Genomic DNA, 21,493 nt, shown 5'->3' on the forward strand with positions numbered 1-21,493 from the left:
GTAGCCCCCTCGGAACACACCTCACCCCACCTGCCGCACCCGCTGCCTCCGGTGCCTAGGGTTGGGGTTGTGGGTGATGTCGGGAGGGCTGCATGAGTGTGATGCCTCGGGGAAGTACGGTGCGGCGGGACGCCGGGTTGTACGGGTACGAGCGTGCGCTGCGTCGCGTCGGCCTGGACCCGATCGCCGGTGTGGACGAGGCCGGTCGCGGCCCCTGCGCCGGGCCGCTCGTTGCCGCCGCGGTGATCCTGCCGGACGGCAAACGCGGCCAGATCCCGGAACTGGCCGACTCCAAGCTCCTCACCGCCAAGGCCCGCGAACGCTGCTACGACGAGATCCGCAAGCGCGCCGTCGCCTGGTCGGTGGTCTCCATCGAGGCCACCGAGTGCGACCGTCTCGGCATGCACGTGGCGAACGTCGAAGCGCTCCGCCGTGCCCTGTTCCGGCTCGACGTACGCCCGGCGTACGTGCTGACCGACGGCTTCGGCGTCGACGGCCTCGGCGTACCGGGCCTGGCGATCTGGAAGGGTGACCGCGTGGCGGCTTGCATCGCCGCGGCGTCTGTGATCGCGAAGGTGACCCGCGACCGCGTGATGGAACATTGGGACAAGGTGTACCCGCAGTACGGTTTCGGGATTCACAAGGGCTACTGCACGCCTGAGCACCAGGCGGCGCTGGACGAATACGGCCCGTGTCCGCAACACCGACGGCGGTTCGAGAATGTCCGCCGCAGTCTGCGGCCCGATATGGGACAGAATGTGACCAGTCCCACCGGAGTGGAGAGCCTGTGAGCGAGCGTAGCGAGCGAACCGACAACGCAGCGCCCTTCAGCGCTCATGCTGGAGCCGAGCGTAGCGAGGTGGAGGCATGAGTGCTGACGATCTCGAGAAGTACGAGACCGATATGGAGCTGCAGCTCTATCGGGAGTACAAGGACGTCGTCGGGATCTTCAAGTACGTCGTGGAGACCGAGCGGCGGTTCTACCTGTGCAACGCGGTCGACCTGAAGGTCCGCACCGAAGGTGGCGACGTGTACTTCGAGGTGACCATGGCCGACGCGTGGGTCTGGGACGTCTACCGTTCCGCCCGGTTCGTCAAGAACGCCAAGGTCGTCACCTTCCGCGACGTCAACATCGAGGAACTCGCCAAGTCCGACCTGGAAGTGCCCAAGGACTCCGACTTCGGCCGCTGACCGTCGCCTGCGCTTTGTCCACAGGCGGAAAACTGAGGTCCGCCGACGAGGGCTGATCCCGGCATGTTCTGTGTCGGAGGTGGTCACCGATGCGGACCAAGAACGCCGTCGGGCGGTACGGCGAGGACCTCGCCGCCAGGTATCTCACCGATGCGGGTCTCGTCATCCTCGAGCGCAACTGGCGCTGCGAGCTGGGCGAGATCGACATCGTCGCGCGCGAGCACGACACCCTGGTCGTCTGTGAGGTGAAGACCCGGCGCGGGCTGAACTACGGCAGCCCGCTCGAGTCGATCACCTACCGGAAGCTGACCACGCTGCGAAAGCTCGCCGGCCGCTGGTTGCAGACCCATCAGCTGAAGCCGGCCGCGGTCCGGATCGACGTCGTCGCCGTGCTCTTCGACCGGAGCACACCGCCGCGCGTCGACCACGTGCGAGGTGCGGCCTGATGGCGCTCGCACGGACCTGGTCGGTCGCCCTGGTCGGGCTCGAAGGCCACTTGGTCGAGGTGGAGGCCGACATCGCGCAAGGCTTGCCGAAGACCACGCTGATCGGCCTGCCGGATGCCTCGCTGTCCGAAGCCCGCGACCGGGTGCGGGCCGCGGTCGTGAACAGCGGCGAGCGGTTCCCGGATCGCAAAGTCACCATCGGGCTGTCCCCGGCGACGCTGCCCAAGACCGGCTCCCACTACGACGTGGCGATCGCCTGTGCGTTGCTCGCGGCCGCGGGGGTGATCGAGGTGGCGCCGCTGCGGCAGACCGCGATCATCGGCGAGCTTGGGCTGGACGGCCGGGTCCGCGAGGTCCGCGGGGCACTCGCCATGACCTTGGCAGCGGCCAGGTCCAGCTTCGACCGGATCGTGGTGCCCGAGCTGAATGCCGGCGAGGCGCGCCTCGTCCCCGGCATCGAGGTGTACGGCGTGCGCTCACTGCGGCAGGTGGTCGCGATGTTGCGGGGGACCGAAATCCCCGACGAGCCGCCACCTCGGGCCGAGCCGCGCTTGCTGTCCGAGTCGTTGACCCGGGTGCCCGAAGTCGACCTGGACGACGTGATCGGCCAGCACGAGGGGCGCCGGGCGATCGAGGCCGCGGCGGCCGGCGGCCATCATCTGTTCCTGCACGGTCCGCCGGGCTCGGGCAAGACGATGCTGGCCGAGCGACTGGCGGGCCTGATGCCGGACCTGAGTACCGACGATTCGCTGGAAGTGTCCGCGGTTCATTCGCTGGCCGGGCTGCTGACGAACGATGCCGAGCTCGTGGTTCGGCCGCCGTTCATCGCGCCGCACCACACGGCGTCGCTGTCCAGCCTCGTCGGCGGTGGTTCCGGTATGCCTCGGCCCGGGGCGATCAGCTGCGCACACCGGGGGATCCTTTTCATCGACGAGGCGCCCGAGATGCATCCGCTGACACTCGACACGCTGCGCCAGCCGCTGGAGTCGGGGTACATCGAGGTGCACCGCTCGGCGGCGGTCGCCAAGTTCCCGGCGCGTTTCATGCTGGTGCTTGCGGCCAACCCCTGCCCCTGCGGGCTGGCCGGCACAGCACAGGGGATCTGCAACTGCACGCCCCAGGTGCTGGCGCGTTATCAGCAGCGGATCAGCGGCCCGATCAAGGATCGCCTCGACATCCAGCGTCAGATCCTTCCAGCGGCGCGTGGAGCGGCAGACGCCGAGCGATCCGAGTCGACCGCAACCGTGGCCGAGCGGGTGAAGGCGGCTCGCGATCGGCAGGCGTTCCGGTATCGCGCCCTCGGCTGGACCCTCAACAGCGAAGTCCCGGGGCCGGTCCTGCGCCGCGAGTTCCCGTTGGATGCCGCGAGCCACAAACTGCTCGAAGACCTGTACTCCGGCGGCCGGCTCACGGCTCGCGGCTTCGACCGTGTTGTTCGCCTGGCCTGGACTCTCGCCGATCTCCACGGCACCGACCGGCCGACGGTCGAGCTGACCCACGAAGCGTTCCAACTCCGTACCGGAGAGCCCCTCACCGACTTGTCCGACCGCCGCTCCGTGAAAGGAACCGCCGCATGACCACCGATTGCACCCTCACGGCCGGCTCGGGTGGACGAGGCGGTGCGCTGCCGGCGTCCGTCAGCGGACCGGATGACCAGGAGCGCCTCATCCGCGCGGGGCTGTCGCGAGTCGTGGAGCCCGGGGATCTGGCGGCTCTGAAAACCTTCGCGGGGATGGAGGTGCTGGAGATCTGGGAGAGGTTGCGCGGGAAGGCACCGGGAACGGAGCGGTGGGCTCCCCGAGTGGACGTCGTTGAGCCCGAGAAGGAGTTGGAGCGTGCGGCCGCGGCCGGGGCGCGGTTCGTGATTCCAGGCGATGACGAATGGCCGGAACAGATCGACGTACTGGCCGAGGCCGGCCAACTCACGCGACGCGCCGGGGTGCCGTTCGGGCTCTGGGTCCGAGGTCCGGCGCACCTGCGGAAGACACTCGCACAGTCCGTCGCGATGGTCGGTGCTCGGGCGTCCTCGTCGTACGGCGAACACGTCGCAGGCGAGCTGGCGGCCGGATTGGTGGAGAACGGGGTCACGATCGTCTCCGGTGGCGCATACGGGATCGACGCCGCGGCACATCGCGGGGCCCTCGCCGCGGCAGGGGTGACGGTGGCGGTGCTGGCGTGTGGAGTCGATGTCAGCTATCCAACCCGCAACTCCGCCCTGTTCAGCCGGATCGTCGAGGAAGGACTCGTCGTCAGCGAGTTGCCACCAGGGTGTTCGCCGACGAAGCTGCGGTTCCTGGCGCGCAACCGGCTGATCGCGGCCGGCACGCAACGCCGTACTCGTCACCAGCGTCGCCGACATCATCGAGGCGATCTCCCCCCTCGGCACGCGTCTCACGCCGTACCCCCAAGCGCCCAAGACCCTTACCGATGACCTCCACCACGACCTTCGTCGCACCCTGGACGCCGTCCCCGTCCATCAGCCGGCCTCGGCCACCCGCATAGCCACCACAGCCGGACTGGACCTCGCCACCACCCAGACCTGCCTGCAAACCCTCGCCGACCTGACCCTCATCACAGCCACTCCCACCGGCTGGCGCCTGACCCCCACCACCCAACCCCCGTAACCCGAGAAACACGTGTGGGCTCCGGGATTCGGAGCCCACACGTGAATTCGGAGTCGGCTGGATTGGGTCAGCTGGACTGGTCAGCTGGATCTGTATTCAGCTGCGCATGTGTTTGCCGCGGGTCGGTTTTTGCGGCGGGGTGCGGACGGCGCGGAGTTCGGTCTCCGGGCGGATCGCCTGGAGACCGCCGGTGCCCGGGTCGGTGTCGACGTCGTAGTCCCAGCTGTCCTCGTTGGCGAGCCGGCTGTGCCAGCGGCCGTAGAGACCGTAGATCAGCAGGCCGAGGATCATCCAGATGCCGAACTTCGTCCAGGTGCTCGTCTTCAGGTTGAGCATCAGCCACAACGTCGACCCCAGTGAGATCAGTGGGATCAGCGGCACCATCGGCACCCGGAAGCCGCGCTCGAGGTTCGGCTCCGACCGGCGCAGTGTGAGTACGCCGATCGCGCAGAACGCGAAGCAGAACAGCGCACCGATGACCAGCAACTCCTCGAGTTCGAGCACCTGCGGGTACAGCGTCAGGGCCAGAGCGGCGAACCCAGCCGCGGCCGCAGCGCGCGCAGGGGAGGAGTACACGCGGCTGACTCGGCCGAGGCTCTTGGGCAGCAGACCATCGCGGCCCATGTTGAACAGCACGCGGCTCTGCGCGATGAGCACGACCATGATCACCGTCATCAGCGCGAGCAACGCGCCGAGATTGACTACCTTTGCGGCCCAGCCGACGCCGACAGCGGCGAGCGCTTCCGACACCGGTGCGCTGCCGCCGAGTTCGCCGTACGGGCGCATTCCGACCAGTACGACGGCCATGGCGACGTACAGGATCGTCACGGCGCCGACGCCGAGCAGCATGCCCTGCGGCACCGTCTTGCGCGGGTTCCGCGCGTCCTCCGACGCGGTCGCGATCAGGTCGAAGCCGATGTAGGCGAACACGATCGAGCTCGCCGCCGTGAAGATGCCCATCATTCCGAAGGAACCGAACGACGAGTCGAGAATCCAGCCGAGCAACGTCGGACTGGCGGTCGCGGGCGCGGCTCTCGCCATCGGCACGAACGGCTGGTAGTTGTCGGTATTGATGTGCATCGCGCCGACGACGACGACCAGCAGGATCACGGCGACCTTGGCGATCACCACGACCGTCAGGACCCGGGCCGACAGTTTGGTGCCGGTGACAATCATCGCGGTCAGGAACAGCAGGAGCAGTGGTGCGACCAGGTTGACCTTGGCGTCGGGTCCGAAGAACTGGGCGACACCGGCGGGCAGCGTCACCCCGAAGCCGTCCAGGGTGGCCAGGAAGTACGCCGACCAGACGCGCGCGACGATCGCGGCAGCGGTGACCAGTTCCAGCACCAAGGCCCAGCCGACCAGCCAGGCCCACATCTCGCCGAACGTCACGTAGCTGAAGGTGTAGGCGCTACCCGAGACCGGGATCGTCGACGACAGCTCGGCATAGCAGGCTGCGGCGAGCACGCACACGATCGCGGCGATGACGAACGACAGGATCACGGCCGGACCGGCGACCTTGGCCGCCTGGTTGCCGCTGATGCTGAAGATGCCGGACCCGATCATCACGCCCAGGCCGAGTACGACCAGGTCGCGACGACCGAACAGGCGCGGCAGACGGTGCCGCGCGTCCTCGACTCGAGTGAACGCCGACTCGACCGGCAGGCGCCGGCCTACGGTCTGTCCGTTCGCTGAGGGGGCCATGGTCAGGGGTGCCTCCGTTGCTACTAGGGCAATCGGGCCGAACAGTAGTCGACCGTCGGGCTGTCGACCAGACCTCCTTTCCTCGCCGTCCGCGCGGTGGCTTGCGGTGCCGGGTCCGCTCCCGCATGGTCGAGGCATGGCGCCGGACGATGTCGGTACGAACCCTTCCTGGCCGGAGGGATTCTCAGCGTTACTGGCCGACTACGAAAGGCATCTGACGGCGGAAAGAGACCTCAGCACTCACTCGGTCAGAGCGTACCTTGGAGACGTCGCGGATTTACTCGAACATTTGATTCGGCTTGGTCACGATGATCTCGAGGCCCTCGACATCCGCGGGCTGCGCTCCTGGCTGGCCAAACAGCAGAGCCTCGGCAAGGCGCGCAGCACGATGTCGCGACGGGCGACCGCCGCCCGGGTCTTCACCGCATGGGCGCAGCGGACCGGGCGCATCAGCACGGATCCCGGAGCGCTGCTGGCCAGTCCGCGGCCGCACAAGAGCCTGCCCGGCGTACTCGGCCAGGCCGACACCCGCGCCGTACTGGATGCGGCGGCGGTGGCGGCCGACGACGGCAGCCCGATAGGACTGCGCGACTTGGCGATCATGGAGTTGCTCTACGCAACGGGCATTCGGGTCGGTGAGCTCTGCGCCCTGGACATCGACGACATCGACCAGTCGCGCCGGGTGGTCCGCGTGTTCGGTAAGGGCCGTAAGGAACGCTCGGTCCCGTACGGCGTTCCGGCGTCGGACGCGCTTCGCCGGTGGTTGGACGAGGCGCGGCCACAATTGGTCAGGCCGGGGAGTGGCCCGGCGGTGTTCCTCGGAGCCCGCGGCGGCCGCATCGACCAGCGGGCGGTACGGCGCCTCGTGCACGAACGGATCGGAGCGGTCGACGCACCCGACCTGTCGCCGCACGGGTTACGCCATACGGCCGCGACGCACCTGCTGGAAGGCGGTGCCGACCTGCGCAGTGTGCAGGAACTCCTCGGTCACGCTTCGCTGGCGACGACGCAGATCTACACCCATATCTCGTCCGATCGGCTCCGAAAAGCCTACGAACAAGCGCATCCGCGAGCCTGACGTGCGGTAGCCGCCCGCCGTCCACCGGGTGTGTTTGCGGGTGGGGTGCGGCGGCGCGGTGGGGAAATGCGGCAGACTGCGGGGCATGCGGGTATCGGCGAAGTCTGACTATGCGTTGCGGGCGCTGATCGAGATCACTCAGCGCTGGGTGGCGAACGACCCGTCGGTCGTGTCGGCCGAGGAGCTCAGTCGCGCACAGGGGATTCCGCACGGCTTCCTGCAGGGGATCCTGGCCGACCTTCGACGGGCCGGCATTCTGGCGAGCCAGCGTGGGCAGTCCGGCGGGTGGAAGCTGGCCGTGGACCCGAACGAGATCTCCGTCGCCGACGTCATGCGCGCGGTCGACGGACCGATCGTGAGCATCTCCGGCGTCCGGCCCGAGAGTGTCGCCTACAACGAGCGCGCCGTCGTACTGCAGCGCGTCTGGATCGCCGCCCGCGCGAGCCTGCGGGACGTCCTGGAACACACCACCCTCACCGACCTCGCCAAGAACAAACTCCCCACCGGCGTAGAACGCCGCTCCCGAGACGAAGACGCCTGGCAAGCCCGAGTCCCCGGCAGCTGACGGGCACTCCTGCTACGGCCCACCTTCGAAGCCGCCGAAGCAGTGAGTTGAACACCCCAGGGGTGAGTTGAGCACCCCAAGGATGAATGCTGGAACACACCCCCTCACCCACCCGGCCAGAACAAGCCGCCCGCCGACGTACATCCCCGCGACAGATGACGCCTGGCAGGCCCGGGCCCCGGCAGTTGACCGGCAACTCCCGCCCCACGGCCCGACCTTCGAGGCCGACGAGCGATGAGTTGAGCCCGCCAGGGATGAATGCTGGAACACACCACCCTCACCAACCCGGCCAACAACATGCTCCCGTCGGCGTAGAACGCCGCTCCCGCGACGAAGACGCCTGGCAAGCCCGAGTCCCCGGCAGCTGACCAGCAACTCCCGCCACGACCCGACCTTCAAAGCCGACGAAGCGGTGGTTAACCACACCAGGGATGAATGTTGGAACACACCACCCTCGCCGACCGGGCCAAGAACAGCTCCCGCGGAGTAAAACGCCGCTCCGGCGACGAAGACGCCTGGCAAGCCCGAGTCCCGGGCAGCTGACCAGGAACCCCCGCAGACGGCCCGAGGTTCGAAGCCGACCCAGCGGTGAGGTGAACACCCCAGGGATGGAAGCAGTGAGTTCAACACCCCAGGGATGAATGGCCGCCTCGACCACCGGCGACGAGACGATCGCCAGCCAAGACCCGCAGCGATGTGCCCGTCTAGTGCCGCCTGATCATCAGCCCGGCGGCAAGCGTCAGGGCTGCCGCGCCGGCGACGACGGCCGTGGCCGTTCCGTCGCCGCGTGGGGGAGTGGCGCCGTCGGCGAGGACGAGACGCGGCTCTAGCCCTGCGCCGGATGTGCCAGCGTCCGCAGGCGCCGCGTCGGATGCCGCCGCTCTCGACGTACGGCCGGAGGTCGCGTCGGCGGGCGCCGGCTCCGCGCCGGGTCGGACTGCGCCGGATTGGTCGGCCCTGGGTGGGTCAGTGCCGGGCATGCCTGTGCCGAGCTTGCCTGTGCCGGGCGAGTGAGTGCCGGGGCTGCCTGTGTCGTGCTGGTCTGTGGCGAGTGGGTCAGTGCCGGCGCTGCCTCTGCTGGGCTGGCTTGTGATGGGTGTGTCAGCGCCGGGGCTGCCTGTGTCGTGCTGGTCTGTGATGAGTGGGTCGGCGCCGGGGCTGCCTGGGCTGGGCTGGCTTGTGGTGGGTGGGGCCGTGACGGGCTGCTGTGGGAGGGGTGGTGCTGGGTGTGGGGGTGTGGGTCGGGGGCTGCCTGGGGTGGGGTTAGGGGGAGTAGGCGGATTGGGGGGTTGGGTAGGAGGGTTAGAGGGTTGAGGTATTGGGTGCCTTGGAGGAGGCCCCAGTGGAGGCAGGTGGCGGGGGCGCAGTGGGAGCCGGCGGCTGAGAGGTGGCCGATGACGGTTCCCGGGGTGACTGGGGTGCCGACGGGGAGGGCCGGGACGACTGGCTCGTAGGTGGTACGGCGGGGGCCGGTGGTCAGTACGACGACGCCGCGGCCCGCGAGTTGGCCGGCGTACGTGATCGTGCCGGAGGTTGCCGCGAGAACAGGCTGACCCGGCGAGCCGGCAAGGTCGACACCCCGGTGTCCCGGGAGCCACGGCTTGGCGGGCAACTCGAAGCCGCGGACGACGGCGGGTCGTGGTGTCAGTGGCCAGACGGCAGGCTCCGGCGCCGCCGCGGCTGGGGCAGCGGTGTTGAGGGCCAGGACGGCGAACAGAAATCGAGTCAGCTTCATACCTGGAACATGCACGCGATGCGGTCGCTCACGGACCGTGAGTTCGAGGGCTGTGGACGGGTGGTGGCCGGTTCGCTTCGGGGTGGGGTGGTCCCGTACACTTCCGGTGGCGTCCCATGCGAGTGGGACGACTTCGCACGCCCGCATACCTGTGCGTTCCCCTCGGTCCCGGTCCACGCCGGGATGGGTGCGCACACCGGGCGTCAGGCGCGGCGGGCCAACCGGTCCGGCGCGAAACAACCGAGACAGCGCCGCTCGGACCGGGGAGCCCGGCCACGGCGCGACAGGAGGAACACCTCATGGCCGTCGTGACCATGAAGCAGCTGCTCGAGAGCGGCGTGCACTTCGGGCACCAGACCCGGCGCTGGAACCCGAAGATGAAGCGCTACATCCTCACCGAGCGCAACGGCATCTACATCATCGACCTGCAGCAGTCGCTGTCGTACATCGACCGCGCCTACGAGTTCGTCCGGAGCACCGTCGCCTCCGGCGGGACGATCCTGTTCGTCGGCACCAAGAAGCAGGCTCAGGAAGCGATCGCCGAGCAGGCGACCCGGGTCGGCATGCCGTACGTGAACCAGCGCTGGCTGGGCGGCATGCTCACCAACTTCCAGACCGTGAACAAGCGGCTCCAGCGGCTCAAGGAGCTCGAGCTCATCGACTTCGACGACGTGGCCGGCTCCGGCGTCACCAAGAAGGAGCTGCTGCAGAAGCGGCGCGAGCACGACAAGCTGCTGAAGACCCTCGGCGGTATCCGCGACATGGCCCGGGTTCCGTCGGCCGTGTGGATCGTGGACACCAAGAAGGAGCACCTCGCCGTCGACGAGGCGCGGAAGCTGAAGCTGCCGATCATCGGCATCCTGGACACCAACTGCGACCCGGACGAGGTCGACTTCCCGATCCCGGGCAACGACGACGCGATCCGCTCGGTCGGCCTGCTGACCCGCGTGGTCGCCGACGCCGTCGCCGACGGCCTGATGGCCCGCTCGGGTCAGGGCGCCGCCGCGGCCGGTGAGGAGCTGGGCGCCGAGGAGCCGCTGGCCGCCTGGGAGCGTGAGCTGCTGGAGAGCCAGAGCGCGGCCGCCGCGACGGACGCCGTCGCCGAGCAGCCGCCGGTGGCCGAGTCCGGTGCGGCCGCCGAGACGATCGCGAAGGCCGACGACACCCCGGTGGTGCCGGCCGAGGGCCCGAAGAAGGAAGAGCAGGGCTGATCAGGCCCCGCGCCGCCCGGCCGGATCAGGCCGGGCGGCGCACCCGGACCGTACGGCGCGCCGCGGCGAGCCGGCCGGGATGGGTACCGGGCAGTGATCGGTACCCCGGCGAACCGGCCGGACCAGACCACGGCGCGGACGGGCCGGACCGTCCGCCGCATCCCAACCCGCTGACGCACCGAGTAGACGAGAGAACGAGGAATGGCGAACTACACCGCCGCTGACGTGAAGAAGCTCCGCGACGCCACCGGCGCGGGCATGATGGACGCGAAGAAGGCGCTCGAGGCGACCGACGGCGACTTCGACAAGGCGATCGAGGAGCTGCGCATCAAGGGTGCGGCCAAGGCCGCCAAGCGCGGCGCCGAGCGCTCCGCCACCAACGGCCTGGTGGCCGCGGCGGAGAACGCGCTGGTCCAGCTGAACTGCGAGACCGACTTCGTCGCCAAGAACGAGCAGTTCCAGCAGCTGGCCGCCGACATCGTCGCGCACGCCGCGGCGAGCAAGGTGGGCGACGTCGAGGGCCTGCTGAACGAGAAGCTGGCCGACGGCAAGAGCGTCGCCGAGAACATCGAGGCGCTGGCCGCGGTCATCGGCGAGAAGCTGGAGCTCGGCAGGGTGGCCGTGTTCGACGGCAAGGTCGCGGCGTACATGCACAAGCGTGCCGCGGACCTGCCGCCGCAGGTCGGCGTGCTGGTCGAGTTCGAGGGCGACAACGTCGAGGCCGCCCGCGGCGCCGCCATGCAGGCCGCCGCGATGCGCCCGCTCTACACCACTCGCGACGAGGTCCCGGCCGAGACGGTCGAGAACGAGAAGCGGATCGCCGAGGCGACCGCCCGCGAGGAGGGCAAGCCGGAGCAGGCTCTGCCGAAGATCGTCGAGGGCCGGGTGAACGGCTTCTTCAAGGACGTCGTGCTGCTCGAGCAGCCGTCGGTCCAGGAGAGCAAGAAGACCGTGAAGGCTGTGCTCGACGAGGCCGGCGTGACCGTGAAGCGGTTCGCCCGCTTCGAGGTCGGCGCCTGATCCGACGAAGGACCGAGCACACAGCGACGATCGAGGAGGCCGGAATCGTGACGGAAACCCTGGGTACCGAGACGAGTCCGGCCTCTTCGCCGTTCGCCCCGGCCTATCACCGGGTGCTGCTCAAGCTGTCGGGTGAGGTGTTCGGCGGCGGCAAGCTCGGCGTCGACCCCGACGTGGTGAACTCGATCGCCCAGCAGATCGCCGAGGTGGTCAAGGCCGGCGTCCAGGTCGCCGTGGTGGTGGGCGGCGGCAACTTCTTCCGCGGCGCCGAGTTGCAGCAGCGCGGGATGGAGCGCAACCGGGCCGACTACATGGGCATGCTGGGCACGGTGATGAACTGCCTGGCGCTGCAGGACTTCCTCGAGAAGATCGGCATCGAGACCCGGGTGCAGACCGCGATCACGATGGGCCAGGTCGCGGAGCCGTACATCCCGCGCAAGGCCGAGCGGCACCTGGAGAAGGGCCGAGTGGTCATCTTCGGCGCCGGCTCCGGGATGCCGTACTTCTCCACCGACACGGTCGCCGCCCAGCGCGCGCTGGAGATCGGCGCCGAGGCGCTGCTGATGGGCAAGCAGGGCGTGGACGGTGTCTACGACTCCGACCCGAAGAAGAACCCGGACGCGGTGAAGTTCGACCAGCTCTCGTACGACGACTTCCTGGCCCGCGGCCTGCGGGTGGCCGACGCCACCGCGATCAGCCTGGCCCGGGACAACGCGCTGCCGATCGTCATCTTCGGCCTCGAGGAGGGCAACATCGCCCGGGTCGTGCACGGCGACAAGATCGGCACCGTGGTCTCCCAGGGCCAGTAACCCCGGGTACGACCTACCCCGCGGGAGCCGGACCGGGCGCCGTACCCGAGGACCGGCATCGGCACGGCCGCAGACAAGCACTAGGATCGTTCGACACGGGCGGTCACGTCCGTGGTCTGGTAGACCTGCGTTCGCAGGGTTGCTGTTGGTTGGTTAGGCAGGCCGCGCCGAAGGCGGCCCTGAGGAAGCGAGGAATGTCGTGATCGACGAAGCTCTCCGCGAAGCCGAGCAGAAGATGGCGAAGGCCGTGGAGGTCGCGAAGGACGACTTCGCCGCGATCCGCACCGGCCGGGCCCACCCGCAGATGTTCGCGGGCATCCTGGCCGACTACTACGGTAGCCCGACGCCGCTGCAGCAGCTGGCCGGCTTCCAGGTGCCGGAACCCCGCACGGTGCTGATCTCGCCGTACGACAAGGGCGCGATGGCGGCGATCGAGAAGGCGATCCGCGACTCCGACCTGGGTGTGAACCCGGGCAACGACGGCTCGGTGATCCGCGTGGTGATGCCGCAGCTGACCGAGGAGCGGCGCCGCGAGTACATCAAGGTCGCCAAGGGCAAGGCCGAGGAGGCGCGGGTCTCGGTCCGCAACATCCGCCGGCACGCCATGGACCAGGTGCACAAGACCGTCAAGGACGGTGCAGCGGGTGAAGACGAGGGCAAGAGTGCTGAGAAGCGGCTCGACGGGTTGACGAAGAAGTACGTCGACTCGATCGACGAACTGCTCAAGCACAAGGAAGCCGAACTGCTCGAGGTGTGATGGGCGTCGAGAGCACGCCCGCGCCGAGTCCCAGCCCGAGCCGCGCCGGCCGCGATCTGCCGGCGGCGATCGGGGTGGGTGTCGGCCTCGGCGTGCTGATCCTCGGGTCGCTGTTCTGGCAGAAGGTCCTGTTCAGCTTCCTGGTGCTGGCCGTCGTCCTGGTGGCCGTCGACGAGATGATCAAGGCGCTGCGCACCGGCGGCGCGGTCATCCCGCGGGTGCCGCTGTTCGCCGGTACGACGGCGATGCTGATGGCGGCGTACTTCGGCGGACCGATGGCGCTGCTGGTGGCGCTGGGGATCACGGTGCTGGCGACGATCTTCTGGCGGATGCCGGGTGGCTCGGTCGGGTTCGTCCGCGACGCGAGCGCCGGGGTGTTCCTGATCGGGTACGTCCCGCTGCTGGCCGGGTTCGCGATCCTGCTGGTGCAGCCGGAGGCCGACGGTCCGCAGCGGGTGGTGACGTTCTTCCTGGTCGTGGTGGCCAGCGACGTCGGCGGCTACGCGGCCGGTGTGCTGTTCGGCAAGCACCCGATGGCGCCGGCGATCAGCCCGAAGAAGTCGTGGGAGGGCTTCGCCGGTTCGACCCTCGCCTGCATCGGTGCCGGGATCGGCGCGGTCGTCTGGCTGCTCGACGGGCAGTGGTGGACCGGTGCGATCGTCGGCGCGGTCGCCGTCTGTACCGCGACCCTGGGCGATCTCGGTGAGTCGATGATCAAGCGCGATCTCGGCATCAAGGACATGTCCAACCTGCTGCCGGGTCACGGCGGTGTGATGGACCGGTTGGACTCCTTGCTGGCAACGGCGCCGGCGGTCTGGTTGCTGTTGCACCTACTCGTCTGATGGGGATTCGATGACCTTTGCTCCTGACGGCCGGCCGCTGGTCGGCAACGTCGTACGCCTGGACCGGCTCGTTGCCGCCGACATCGAGCCGTTGTACGACGCGATCGCGAACGAGCAGGTGTACGCCGCCGGCTTCGGCGGTGGGGTCGCCGGGATGCCGGCCGATGCCGCCGAGATGGCCGAGCAGTGGCTCAAGTCTGCGGCGCAGCGGGTCGCGTACGTCGTACGGCTCGTCGCCGACGGCACTGTGGTCGGTACGACGAGCCTCGGGGACGTCGATCTTCCGAACGAGTCGGTGCACCTCGGCTGGACCGGGTACGCACCGGCCGTGTGGGGTACTGCGGTCAACCCCGAGTGCAAGCTCCTGTTGTTGCGGCACGCGTTCGAGGACTGCGGCTTCGGCAGGGTGAAGATCCAGACCGGCTCGGCGAACACGCGGTCCCAGGCGGCGATCGCCAAGCTGGGTGCCACGCGGGAAGGCGTACTGCGCCGGCACAAGCGCATGGGGGACGGGTCGTTCCGCGACACCGTGGTGTTCTCGATCCTGGCCGACGAGTGGCCGGACGTCCGCAAGCGACTCGAGGACCGGCTCAGCTGACCGTACTGCGGGTGCCCGCCAGTTCGGCCAGCGCGGCGTACGTGCTGATCAGGGCGGACCGGTCGTAGGTGCTTGTCGTGAGCAACACTTCGTCTGCGGCAGTACGACGTACGAGACCGCCGAGTGCGGCGTCGACCTCCTCCGGAGTGCCGTAGATCTGGCCGCGGAGGGCCTGCTCGAAGAACCCCCGCTCCTTGTCGGTCATCTCCCGCGGAGGCTCGGGCTCCAGGGGCGGGAAGACGCCACGCGTGCGGGAGTACGCGGTGGACCAAGCTTCGGGCAGCAGTAGCTCTCGAGCCTCCTCCGTGCTCGCGGCAACTGCTGCAGATGTTGCCAGTACGACGTAGGGCCTCGGAGCCCACGTGGACGGCCGGAACTCGTTGCGGTACCGGTCGAGGAGTTGTAGCAGGTCGGACTCGGCTCTCACGCCGGCAATGACCAGGGGGAGGCCTAGGGACGCCGCGAGGAGTGCGCCCTCTCCTACGGCCAGGATGAAGGGTGGAACTCGCAGACCCTCGCCGGGACGGGCGTGGACCTGTGGGTGGTTTCGCTGCGTTCCGTCGAAGTAGCCGAGCAACTCCCGGACCTGTTCCGCGAAGTCCTCTGCCGCGTCCTTCTCGACACCGAGTGCGCGGCGGATGCCGTTCGTGAAGCCCACCGAGCGGCCGAGTCCCATGTCGATGCGTCCCGGAAACAGTGACTCCAGCACACCGAACTGCTCAGCCACGACGAGCGGGCGGTGGTTCGGCAGCATCACGCCGCCCGTGCCGACGCGGATCCTGCTGGTGCGGGCCGCCACAGCCGCAGCGAGCACGGTCGGAGCTGAGCCGACGACTCCGGGGACGCTGTGGTGCTCGGACACCCAGAAACGCTTGTAACCGAGCTCTTCCACCTGCCGCGCCAGTTCGACCGTCTGCCGCAGAGTTTCGGCCTCCGACTCACCGACCCGGGTCCGCGACCTGTCGAGCACGGACAACGGAACACCGGACAGCGCTGACATACCGAGTCCAACCGCCGTACTCAGAGCCTCATTCCCGGGCCAGGTTGCCCACGATCAGGTCGGTCAGTGCGGTGACCGCGTCGGCGACGGTCGCCCGCCGAAGGTTCAGCTCGGCGGCGATCGCTTCGGCGGCACCGAGCAGACCGATGCAGCGCAGTTGAAGGGCTTCGGCCGAGAGACGGGAGTACGGCGCGAGCGCGTCAGCCATCAGCTTCGTGTAGCTGTCGAGCAGTTCGTGCTGCATCGCCTCGGCGTCCGGATTGCCTTTCAGCGCGGCGGAAATCGCAGCGAACTCGGGCATGTCGGTAACGCAGGCGAAGTACGCGGTGCTCATGACACCGGCGATCGCGTCGGCGGTCGGCTCGGCAACTTCCAGCGCCTCGGTCAGCGCAGTCCGGTGCCGCTCGTCGAGTTGCCGGTAGACCTCGAGCAGCAGGCCGGTGCGGGTGCCGAAGTGGTCGTAGACGATCGGCCGACTCACCCCGGCGGCTTCCGCGAGGGTGACCAGGGTCAGACCGTCGGTGCCGCGGGCGCGCACGATGCCGACGGCGGCGTCGAGCAACTGCTCCCGTCTGGCCTGCTTCGACAGGCGCGTCGGTGATGGCGACATGGGCCTCCTTGCGTTGTCCGCCCAGTCTAGGCTACAAAATGTAGGCTACAAAATGTAGCTAGACCGAAAGGGAGCACAGTGAAACCTGTACTGATCATGGGTGGTTCGGGCCAGGCCGGATCCGGAGCCGCGAGAGTCCTGCGCCGCTGGCATCCGGACCTGCCGCTGACGATCGCGGGCCGCGATCTCGGCCGCGCCGAACGGGTGGCAGGCGAACTCGGCGCCGCCACAGCGGTGACCGTCGATCTGAGCCGCGCAGACCTCGGCCTCCCGGCCGACCAGAGCTACTCCGCGGTCGTCGCGGCTGTGTGGGACGACCACCTGCACGGACTGCGGTACGCGCAGGATCGTGGGGTGCCGTATCTCAGCATCTCCAGCGGTCTGGTGGAAGTCGCGCCGGAGGTGGTTGCGAGTGCTCAGCGCGCGAGTGCCGCGCCGACCCTGCTGGCCAGCCACTTCTGCGCCGGCGTGCTTGTCCCCGCCGTCCTGCACCTCGCCCGGGAGTTCGGCGAACTCGAAACCATCCGGATCGGCGCGATGCTGGACGAATCGGATATCGGCGGTCCTGCCGGCCTCGCCGATCTGGAGCGCTGGTCCGCCGCCGCTACGGCAGGACTGGTACGTCGTGACGGCGTTTTCAACTGGGTCAGCGGCCCCGACGCCGAGGTTCCCGTGACCACGCTCGACGGCACCGTCGTACCCGGTCAGCGGATCGGCATCATCGACGTACCGAGTCTTGCTCTGGCCACCGGCGCGGCGAACGTCAGCTTCGACTTCGCGGTCGGTGAGTCCGCGGGACGGCGTCGCGGCGAAGGCACCTCCATCGAGGTCCGAATCGATCTGGAGGGCGTGGGTTCGGCGGGGGAACCGCTCAGCAGGACGCATCACCTCCTGCATCCGGAAGGACAGCGCCCATTGACGGCTGTCGGGATCGCCCTCGGTGCCGAGCGGCTGCTCGGCCTCCGCGGGGAGCCCGTGGCGCCGGGGATCCACACTCCCGAGGCGTTGCTGGACCCGGCGTACGTGGTCGAGCGGTTGACCGAAGTGGGTGCTGTCTTCAGCTAGCCGGCTGGCTGTGATCCTCGGCACGTGGGGGATGTGAATTTGTGAAGGAGGATCGCGGCGGGCGACAATGGGTCGGTTATGACTACCTCCCTTCCGCTCGTTTTCGATGAGCCGCGCCGGGCCAAGAAGCCGCCGCGGCATCTGGCCGACCTGTCGGGGGAGGAGCGTCGTACGGCGGTCGCCGCGCTGGGCGAGCCGGCGTTCCGGGCCAAGCAGTTGTCGAACCACTACTTCTCCCGGCTGGTCGCCGACCCGGCGGAGATGACCGATCTGCCGGCGGCCACGCGGGACAAACTGGTCGCGGAGCTGATGCCGCCGCTGCTCACCCGGGTGCGCGACCTGGAATGCGACAACGGGCAGACCCGCAAGACGCTGTGGAAACTGCTCGACGGCTCGCTGGTCGAGTCGGTCCTGATGCGGTATCCGGACCGCGCGACGATGTGTGTCTCGTCCCAGGCGGGTTGCGGGATGGCGTGCCCGTTCTGTGCGACCGGCCAGGCCGGGCTGACCCGCAACATGACCACGGCGGAGATCGTCGAGCAGGTCGTCGACGGCGCCCGCGCTCTCGCCCGTGGTGAGATCGCCGGCGGCCCCGGCCGGGTCAGCAACATCGTGTTCATGGGTATGGGCGAGCCGATGGCGAACTACAAGGCCGTCATCGGCGCCGTCCGGCGGTTCACCGACCCGTCGCCGGAGGGTCTCGGCATCTCGGCTCGCGGGGTCACCGTGTCGACCGTCGGCCTGGTGCCGCGGATCAACCAGCTCGCCACCGAGGGCATCCCGGTCACGCTCGCGCTGTCGCTGCACGCGCCGGACGACGAGCTGCGCGACGAACTGGTGCCGATCAACAACCGCTGGAAGGTCGACGAGGTGCTCGACGCGGCCTGGGCGTACGCGCAGCAGACCAGGCGCCGGGTGTCGATCGAGTACGCGATGATCCGCGACATCAACGACCACGCCTGGCGCGCGGACCTGCTGGCCGAGAAGCTGGCGGCGCGGGGCGACTGGGGCTGGGTGCACGTCAACCTGATCCCGCTCAACCCGACCCCGGGCTCCAAGTGGACCGCGTCGGACCCGGCCGACGAGCGCGAGTTCGTTCGCCGCCTTCAGGCCGGCGGCATCCCGACCACCGTCCGCGACACCCGCGGCCAGGAGATCGACGGCGCCTGCGGCCAACTCGCCGCCGCCGACAAGGCGTGACGCCGTGCTGAAGCCGGAGTTCACCGTCCGCCGGTTCGGGGAGCGGTACGACCGTGCCGAGGTCGATGCGTTCGTCGAGCGGATCGTCGCGACGGTGAACCGGACAGCCTCGCCGGCCCTGACGACTACGGAGCTGCGGACCGTCGCGTTCCGCACCCCGCTCCTCGGTGCCGGCTACTCGGCCGAGGAGGTCGACGACTTCCTCTCGGCTGCCGAGCAGTGGATGCCTGACCGCCCGGTTGCCGGACAGGCGCCGACCGGGCCGGAGCGATCGTCTCCGATGTTCACGCCGGTCCGCCTGCGTGAGGGGTACGACATGGAGGAGGTCGACGAGTTCGTCGACCGTGTGATGGCGACTGTCAACGGCCGGCCGGTCGAGCGCCCGGTCACCGCGCGCGAAATCCGGAAGGTGCAGTTCAGCCCGGTGCGGATGCGCGAGGGCTACGACGTGCTCGAAGTCGACCTGTTCCTCGAGCGCGCCGAGGAGTGGCTCACGCGACCGTAGGCCGGGCTCAGCTGACCAGGGCTGCGGCCTCGTCGATGGTGTCGACGAGGTGGATCGACTGTGCCATGGGGCGCTCGGTGGCCAGGGACTGGAGGAGGGGCCAGACCGGAAGGGTGACGGTCCAGTGCTCGATCCCGATGAGGATGAGGGGGACCTGCGTCGCCTGGTCGCCGTAGTAGTTCGGTGTGACCGCCTGGAAGATCTCCTGCACGGTGCCGGCCGCGCCTGGGAGGTAGAGGATGCCGCCACGGGCTCGACTCAGCAGGACGTCCTCACGCTGGGCGTTGGAGAAGTACTTCGCGATCGACGACGCGAACACGTTCGGCGGCTCGTGCCCGTAGAACCAGGTCGGGATCGACACTCCGCCGTCGCCGGGGTACTCATGCCGCACGGTGAGGCCGGCAGCCGCCCACTCGGCCACAGACGGACGGAACGACGGTACGGCGGCCAGCCTGGCCAGAGCCGTGTCGACGACGGAATCGTCGTACCGGGCCAGCGAGGCACCCAGATTGCCCGCCTCCATCGCGCCCGGACCGCCGCCCGTGACCACGGTGTGCCCCGCCCGGGCCAGCGTGCGACCGAGCAGCACAGCCGAGCGGTACGACGTACTGCCGCGAGCGACCCCGTGTCCGCCCATCACGCCGATCCACGGGCCATCGTCCGGGAGTTCGGTGAGGGCGTCGGCGATCGCGTGGTCGTGCAGGGCGGCGGCCAGCGTACGGCCCGTGTCACCCTTCTCGTCGTGCTGCCGGGACCAGGCGTAGATCTTCGCGTCCGGGGTGGCGTCGTATCCGTTCTCGAGGCCGGCGTAGAGCTCCTCGGCGTCGTACAGGGAGCCGCGGTAGGCGTCGAAGGGCAGGGCCGGGATCGTCGGGAAGACCAGCCCGCCGCCGTCGCGGATCCAGGCCTCGGCCTTGTCGTCCAGGACGCAGCCGAGGAACAGTGAGCCTCTCGGGTCCAGTTCGAGGAGTTCCGCCGTACGACCGGACAGGTCGACCGACTGGACCCGCCAGCCCTCCATCGTGGCGGCCCCGGCGGCCACGATGCGGTCGAAGTCTTTCAGCGACTCGATGTCGACGTGCGGAATGCTCGGCAGTGTCACGAACAGCACCCTAACGGGCCGGAACGAACCCGGAACGGAGCACGCATTCCTCCGGCATTTCATAGACCTCCGCTATGAGGACGGCGTTCGATCGGGTAATGCTTGGGGCATGACACATGCGGAGCTCTGGGAGCGTCACAAGGCCGTCATGCCGGACTGGCTCGCGTTGTACTACGAGGAGCCGATCGAGATCGTCGAGGGATCTGGCCGCCGGGTCACCGACGGTGAGGGGAACACCTACCTCGACTTCTTCGCCGGCATCCTGACCAACGCGATCGGCTACGACATCGCCGAGATCTCCGACGCGGTCCGCGAGCAGCTGTCCACCGGGATCGCGCACACCTCGACGGTCTACCTGATCCGCAAGCAGATCGAGCTGGCCGAGCAGATCGCCGAGCTGTCCGGCATTGCGGACGCCAAGGTCTTCTTCGCCAACTCCGGCACCGAGGCGAACGAGGCAGCCCTGCTGCTCGCGACCCAGCACCGCCGCTCCAACCAGGTCCTGGCGATGCGCAACTCCTACCACGGCCGCGCGTTCGGCACGGTCGCGATCACCGGCAACCGCGGCTGGTCCGCGAGCAGCCTGTCACCGGTCAACGTGCAGTACGTGCAGGGCGCGTACCGGTACCGCAGCCCCTTCCGCGACCTGCCCGACGCCGACTACATCAAGGTCTGCGTCGACGACCTGCGCAACGTCATCGAGACCACCACGGCCGGCGATGTCGCCTGCCTGATCGCAGAGCCGATCCAGGGCGTCGGCGGGTTCTCGTCCCCGCCGGACGGGTTGTACGGCGCGTTCAAGGAGGTCCTGGACGAGTACGGGATCCTCTTCATCTCCGACGAGGTGCAGACCGGCTGGGGCCGGACCGGTGAGAACTTCTGGGGCATCCAGGCGCACGGCGTCGTCCCCGACGCGATGACGTTCGCCAAGGGCCTCGGCAACGGGTTCGCGATCGGTGGCGTGGTGGCCAGGCCGGACCTGATGGACAGCCTCAGTGCGAACTCGCTGTCCACCTTCGGCGGCAACCCGATCTCGACCAGCGCGGCCAAGGCGACCATCGACTACCTGCTCGACCACGACCTGCAGGCGAACGCGGCCAAGCGCGGCGCCCAGCTGGCCGACGGGCTGCGCGGCATCTCCGAGGAGTTCCCCGAGCTCGGCGACGTCCGCGGCAAGGGCCTGATGCTGGCCGCCGAGATCGTCAAACCCGGGGACAACAGCCCCGATCCGGCGACCACCGCCAAACTCCAGCAGGAGACCAAGAACCGCGGCCTCCTGGTCGGCAAGGGCGGCCTCTACGGCAACGTCCTGCGGATGGCCCCGCCGATGACCCTGACCGAGGCGGAGACCACCGAAGCTCTCGAGATCATCCGGGACTCCTTCAACACCCTGCGCTGACCGAAGAACAGTGCCCCCGGTACGCGACCGGG

At 68.9% G+C, this 21,493-nt stretch carries 22 protein-coding genes; 17 read left to right on the plus strand and 5 right to left on the minus strand.

Translation table 11 applies throughout. The features are described from left to right. Positions 1 to 92 precede the first annotated feature (92 nt). From ACYVOK_RS25690 to ACYVOK_RS25710, 5 genes are all read left to right on the plus strand, one after another. Positions 93 to 791, plus strand: coding sequence for a ribonuclease HII (locus ACYVOK_RS25690; protein ID WP_460665095.1), 699 nt, complete (start codon positions 93 to 95; stop codon positions 789 to 791). A 76-nt stretch (positions 792 to 867) separates the two neighbouring features. Beyond that, positions 868 to 1,191 (plus strand): DUF2469 domain-containing protein, encoded by a 324-nt coding sequence (locus tag ACYVOK_RS25695; protein WP_012922325.1) that lies wholly within the window; start codon positions 868 to 870, stop codon positions 1,189 to 1,191. Between the two features lie 89 nt (positions 1,192 to 1,280). Next, the gene (locus ACYVOK_RS25700) at positions 1,281 to 1,637 is read left to right on the plus strand and encodes a YraN family protein (protein ID WP_460665096.1); all 357 of its coding nucleotides are present in this window, start codon (positions 1,281 to 1,283) and stop codon (positions 1,635 to 1,637) included. After that, positions 1,637 to 3,214 (plus strand): YifB family Mg chelatase-like AAA ATPase, encoded by a 1,578-nt coding sequence (locus tag ACYVOK_RS25705; protein WP_460665097.1) that lies wholly within the window; start codon positions 1,637 to 1,639, stop codon positions 3,212 to 3,214. The genes ACYVOK_RS25700 and ACYVOK_RS25705 overlap by 1 nt, the downstream gene beginning before the upstream one ends. Then, the gene (locus tag ACYVOK_RS25710; RefSeq protein ID WP_460665098.1) at positions 3,211 to 4,068 is read left to right on the plus strand and encodes a DNA-processing protein DprA; all 858 of its coding nucleotides are present in this window, start codon (positions 3,211 to 3,213) and stop codon (positions 4,066 to 4,068) included. The genes ACYVOK_RS25705 and ACYVOK_RS25710 overlap by 4 nt, the downstream gene beginning before the upstream one ends. 289 nt (positions 4,069 to 4,357) lie before the next feature. Here the strand turns inward: ACYVOK_RS25710 and ACYVOK_RS25715 are convergent, their stop codons facing one another. After that, positions 4,358 to 5,965 carry an APC family permease gene (locus ACYVOK_RS25715; RefSeq protein WP_460665099.1) on the minus strand — a complete coding sequence of 536 codons (1,608 nt, stop codon included), beginning with the start codon at positions 5,963 to 5,965 and terminating at the stop codon, positions 4,358 to 4,360. A 136-nt stretch (positions 5,966 to 6,101) separates the two neighbouring features. On the opposite strand from ACYVOK_RS25715, the gene ACYVOK_RS25720 reads away from it, so the two are divergent. After that, complete coding sequence (locus tag ACYVOK_RS25720) at positions 6,102 to 7,043, plus strand: tyrosine recombinase XerC (RefSeq protein WP_460665100.1); 942 nt, start codon at positions 6,102 to 6,104, stop codon at positions 7,041 to 7,043. A gap of 85 nt (positions 7,044 to 7,128) precedes the next feature. Next, positions 7,129 to 7,608: an RrF2 family transcriptional regulator gene (locus tag ACYVOK_RS25725; RefSeq protein WP_460665101.1), complete on the plus strand. Its 480-nt coding sequence runs from the start codon at positions 7,129 to 7,131 to the stop codon at positions 7,606 to 7,608. 826 nt (positions 7,609 to 8,434) lie between these two features. Here the strand turns inward: ACYVOK_RS25725 and ACYVOK_RS25730 are convergent. Further along, positions 8,435 to 9,490 (minus strand): M23 family metallopeptidase, encoded by a 1,056-nt coding sequence (locus ACYVOK_RS25730; RefSeq protein WP_460665166.1) that lies wholly within the window; start codon positions 9,488 to 9,490, stop codon positions 8,435 to 8,437. Positions 9,491 to 9,642: 152 nt separating this feature from the next. Between ACYVOK_RS25730 and rpsB the strand changes: the two genes are divergently transcribed. The 6 genes from rpsB to ACYVOK_RS25760 all read left to right on the plus strand — a co-directional run bounded on the left by rpsB (position 9,643) and on the right by ACYVOK_RS25760 (position 14,580). Next, positions 9,643 to 10,554 (plus strand): 30S ribosomal protein S2, encoded by a 912-nt coding sequence (gene rpsB / locus ACYVOK_RS25735; RefSeq protein ID WP_460665102.1) that lies wholly within the window; start codon positions 9,643 to 9,645, stop codon positions 10,552 to 10,554. A gap of 201 nt (positions 10,555 to 10,755) precedes the next feature. Further along, positions 10,756 to 11,574, plus strand: a complete 819-nt coding sequence (gene tsf, locus ACYVOK_RS25740; RefSeq protein WP_460665103.1) for a translation elongation factor Ts — start codon at positions 10,756 to 10,758, stop codon at positions 11,572 to 11,574. A 47-nt stretch (positions 11,575 to 11,621) separates the two neighbouring features. Further along, on the plus strand, positions 11,622 to 12,383 hold the full coding sequence (gene pyrH, locus ACYVOK_RS25745; RefSeq protein WP_460665104.1) for a UMP kinase: 762 nt from the start codon (positions 11,622 to 11,624) through the stop codon (positions 12,381 to 12,383). A gap of 202 nt (positions 12,384 to 12,585) precedes the next feature. Then, complete coding sequence (gene frr, locus ACYVOK_RS25750) at positions 12,586 to 13,140, plus strand: ribosome recycling factor (RefSeq protein WP_460665167.1); 555 nt, start codon at positions 12,586 to 12,588, stop codon at positions 13,138 to 13,140. Beyond that, complete coding sequence (locus ACYVOK_RS25755) at positions 13,140 to 13,982, plus strand: phosphatidate cytidylyltransferase (RefSeq protein ID WP_460665105.1); 843 nt, start codon at positions 13,140 to 13,142, stop codon at positions 13,980 to 13,982. The genes frr and ACYVOK_RS25755 overlap by 1 nt, the downstream gene beginning before the upstream one ends. Positions 13,983 to 13,992: 10 nt before the next feature. Continuing rightward, positions 13,993 to 14,580, plus strand: coding sequence for a GNAT family N-acetyltransferase (locus tag ACYVOK_RS25760; RefSeq protein WP_460665106.1), 588 nt, complete (start codon positions 13,993 to 13,995; stop codon positions 14,578 to 14,580). Here the strand turns inward: ACYVOK_RS25760 and ACYVOK_RS25765 are convergent. Together ACYVOK_RS25765 and ACYVOK_RS25770 are read right to left on the minus strand one after the other, a co-directional pair. After that, complete coding sequence (locus ACYVOK_RS25765) at positions 14,573 to 15,580, minus strand: LLM class flavin-dependent oxidoreductase (protein ID WP_460665107.1); 1,008 nt, start codon at positions 15,578 to 15,580, stop codon at positions 14,573 to 14,575. The genes ACYVOK_RS25760 and ACYVOK_RS25765 overlap by 8 nt on opposite strands. A 28-nt stretch (positions 15,581 to 15,608) precedes the next feature. Further along, on the minus strand, positions 15,609 to 16,190 hold the full coding sequence (locus tag ACYVOK_RS25770) for a TetR/AcrR family transcriptional regulator (RefSeq protein ID WP_460665108.1): 582 nt from the start codon (positions 16,188 to 16,190) through the stop codon (positions 15,609 to 15,611). A gap of 78 nt (positions 16,191 to 16,268) precedes the next feature. Here ACYVOK_RS25770 and ACYVOK_RS25775 point away from each other — a divergent pair, with 78 nt between their 5' ends. The 3 genes from ACYVOK_RS25775 (at position 16,269) to ACYVOK_RS25785 (ending at position 18,960) form a co-directional block, all read left to right on the plus strand. Beyond that, complete coding sequence (locus tag ACYVOK_RS25775) at positions 16,269 to 17,255, plus strand: saccharopine dehydrogenase (RefSeq protein ID WP_460665109.1); 987 nt, start codon at positions 16,269 to 16,271, stop codon at positions 17,253 to 17,255. Between the two features lie 78 nt (positions 17,256 to 17,333). Next, positions 17,334 to 18,455 (plus strand): dual-specificity RNA methyltransferase RlmN, encoded by a 1,122-nt coding sequence (gene rlmN, locus ACYVOK_RS25780; protein WP_460665110.1) that lies wholly within the window; start codon positions 17,334 to 17,336, stop codon positions 18,453 to 18,455. Positions 18,456 to 18,459: 4 nt separating this feature from the next. Beyond that, the gene (locus tag ACYVOK_RS25785; RefSeq protein WP_460665111.1) at positions 18,460 to 18,960 is read left to right on the plus strand and encodes a DivIVA domain-containing protein; all 501 of its coding nucleotides are present in this window, start codon (positions 18,460 to 18,462) and stop codon (positions 18,958 to 18,960) included. Positions 18,961 to 18,967: 7 nt separating this feature from the next. On the opposite strand, the gene ACYVOK_RS25790 is transcribed toward ACYVOK_RS25785, so the two are convergent. After that, positions 18,968 to 20,062, minus strand: coding sequence for an LOG family protein (locus ACYVOK_RS25790; RefSeq protein ID WP_460665112.1), 1,095 nt, complete (start codon positions 20,060 to 20,062; stop codon positions 18,968 to 18,970). A gap of 109 nt (positions 20,063 to 20,171) precedes the next feature. Between ACYVOK_RS25790 and ACYVOK_RS25795 the strand changes: the two genes are divergently transcribed. Next, positions 20,172 to 21,461: an aspartate aminotransferase family protein gene (locus tag ACYVOK_RS25795; RefSeq protein WP_460665113.1), complete on the plus strand. Its 1,290-nt coding sequence runs from the start codon at positions 20,172 to 20,174 to the stop codon at positions 21,459 to 21,461. The last annotated feature ends 32 nt before the right edge of the window (positions 21,462 to 21,493 follow it).

Source organism: Kribbella swartbergensis, from assembly GCF_054784135.1.

What these genes read in the sequence shown, in the direction of transcription:
- ACYVOK_RS25690 (WP_460665095.1), top strand. Translation starts at nt 93, where the DNA reads ATGAGTGTGATGCCTCGGGGAAGTACGGTGCGGCGGGACGCCGGGTTG.
- ACYVOK_RS25695 (WP_012922325.1), top strand. Translation starts at nt 868, where the DNA reads ATGAGTGCTGACGATCTCGAGAAGTACGAGACCGATATGGAGCTGCAG.
- ACYVOK_RS25700 (WP_460665096.1), top strand. Translation starts at nt 1,281, where the DNA reads ATGCGGACCAAGAACGCCGTCGGGCGGTACGGCGAGGACCTCGCCGCC.
- ACYVOK_RS25705 (WP_460665097.1), top strand. Translation starts at nt 1,637, where the DNA reads ATGGCGCTCGCACGGACCTGGTCGGTCGCCCTGGTCGGGCTCGAAGGC.
- ACYVOK_RS25710 (WP_460665098.1), top strand. Translation starts at nt 3,211, where the DNA reads ATGACCACCGATTGCACCCTCACGGCCGGCTCGGGTGGACGAGGCGGT.
- ACYVOK_RS25715 (WP_460665099.1), bottom strand. Translation starts at nt 5,965, where the DNA reads ATGGCCCCCTCAGCGAACGGACAGACCGTAGGCCGGCGCCTGCCGGTC.
- ACYVOK_RS25720 (WP_460665100.1), top strand. Translation starts at nt 6,102, where the DNA reads ATGGCGCCGGACGATGTCGGTACGAACCCTTCCTGGCCGGAGGGATTC.
- ACYVOK_RS25725 (WP_460665101.1), top strand. Translation starts at nt 7,129, where the DNA reads ATGCGGGTATCGGCGAAGTCTGACTATGCGTTGCGGGCGCTGATCGAG.
- ACYVOK_RS25730 (WP_460665166.1), bottom strand. Translation starts at nt 9,490, where the DNA reads ATGCGGGCGTGCGAAGTCGTCCCACTCGCATGGGACGCCACCGGAAGT.
- rpsB (WP_460665102.1), top strand. Translation starts at nt 9,643, where the DNA reads ATGGCCGTCGTGACCATGAAGCAGCTGCTCGAGAGCGGCGTGCACTTC.
- tsf (WP_460665103.1), top strand. Translation starts at nt 10,756, where the DNA reads ATGGCGAACTACACCGCCGCTGACGTGAAGAAGCTCCGCGACGCCACC.
- ACYVOK_RS25755 (WP_460665105.1), top strand. Translation starts at nt 13,140, where the DNA reads ATGGGCGTCGAGAGCACGCCCGCGCCGAGTCCCAGCCCGAGCCGCGCC.
- ACYVOK_RS25760 (WP_460665106.1), top strand. Translation starts at nt 13,993, where the DNA reads ATGACCTTTGCTCCTGACGGCCGGCCGCTGGTCGGCAACGTCGTACGC.
- ACYVOK_RS25765 (WP_460665107.1), bottom strand. Translation starts at nt 15,580, where the DNA reads ATGTCAGCGCTGTCCGGTGTTCCGTTGTCCGTGCTCGACAGGTCGCGG.
- ACYVOK_RS25770 (WP_460665108.1), bottom strand. Translation starts at nt 16,190, where the DNA reads ATGTCGCCATCACCGACGCGCCTGTCGAAGCAGGCCAGACGGGAGCAG.
- rlmN (WP_460665110.1), top strand. Translation starts at nt 17,334, where the DNA reads ATGACTACCTCCCTTCCGCTCGTTTTCGATGAGCCGCGCCGGGCCAAG.
- ACYVOK_RS25795 (WP_460665113.1), top strand. Translation starts at nt 20,172, where the DNA reads ATGACACATGCGGAGCTCTGGGAGCGTCACAAGGCCGTCATGCCGGAC.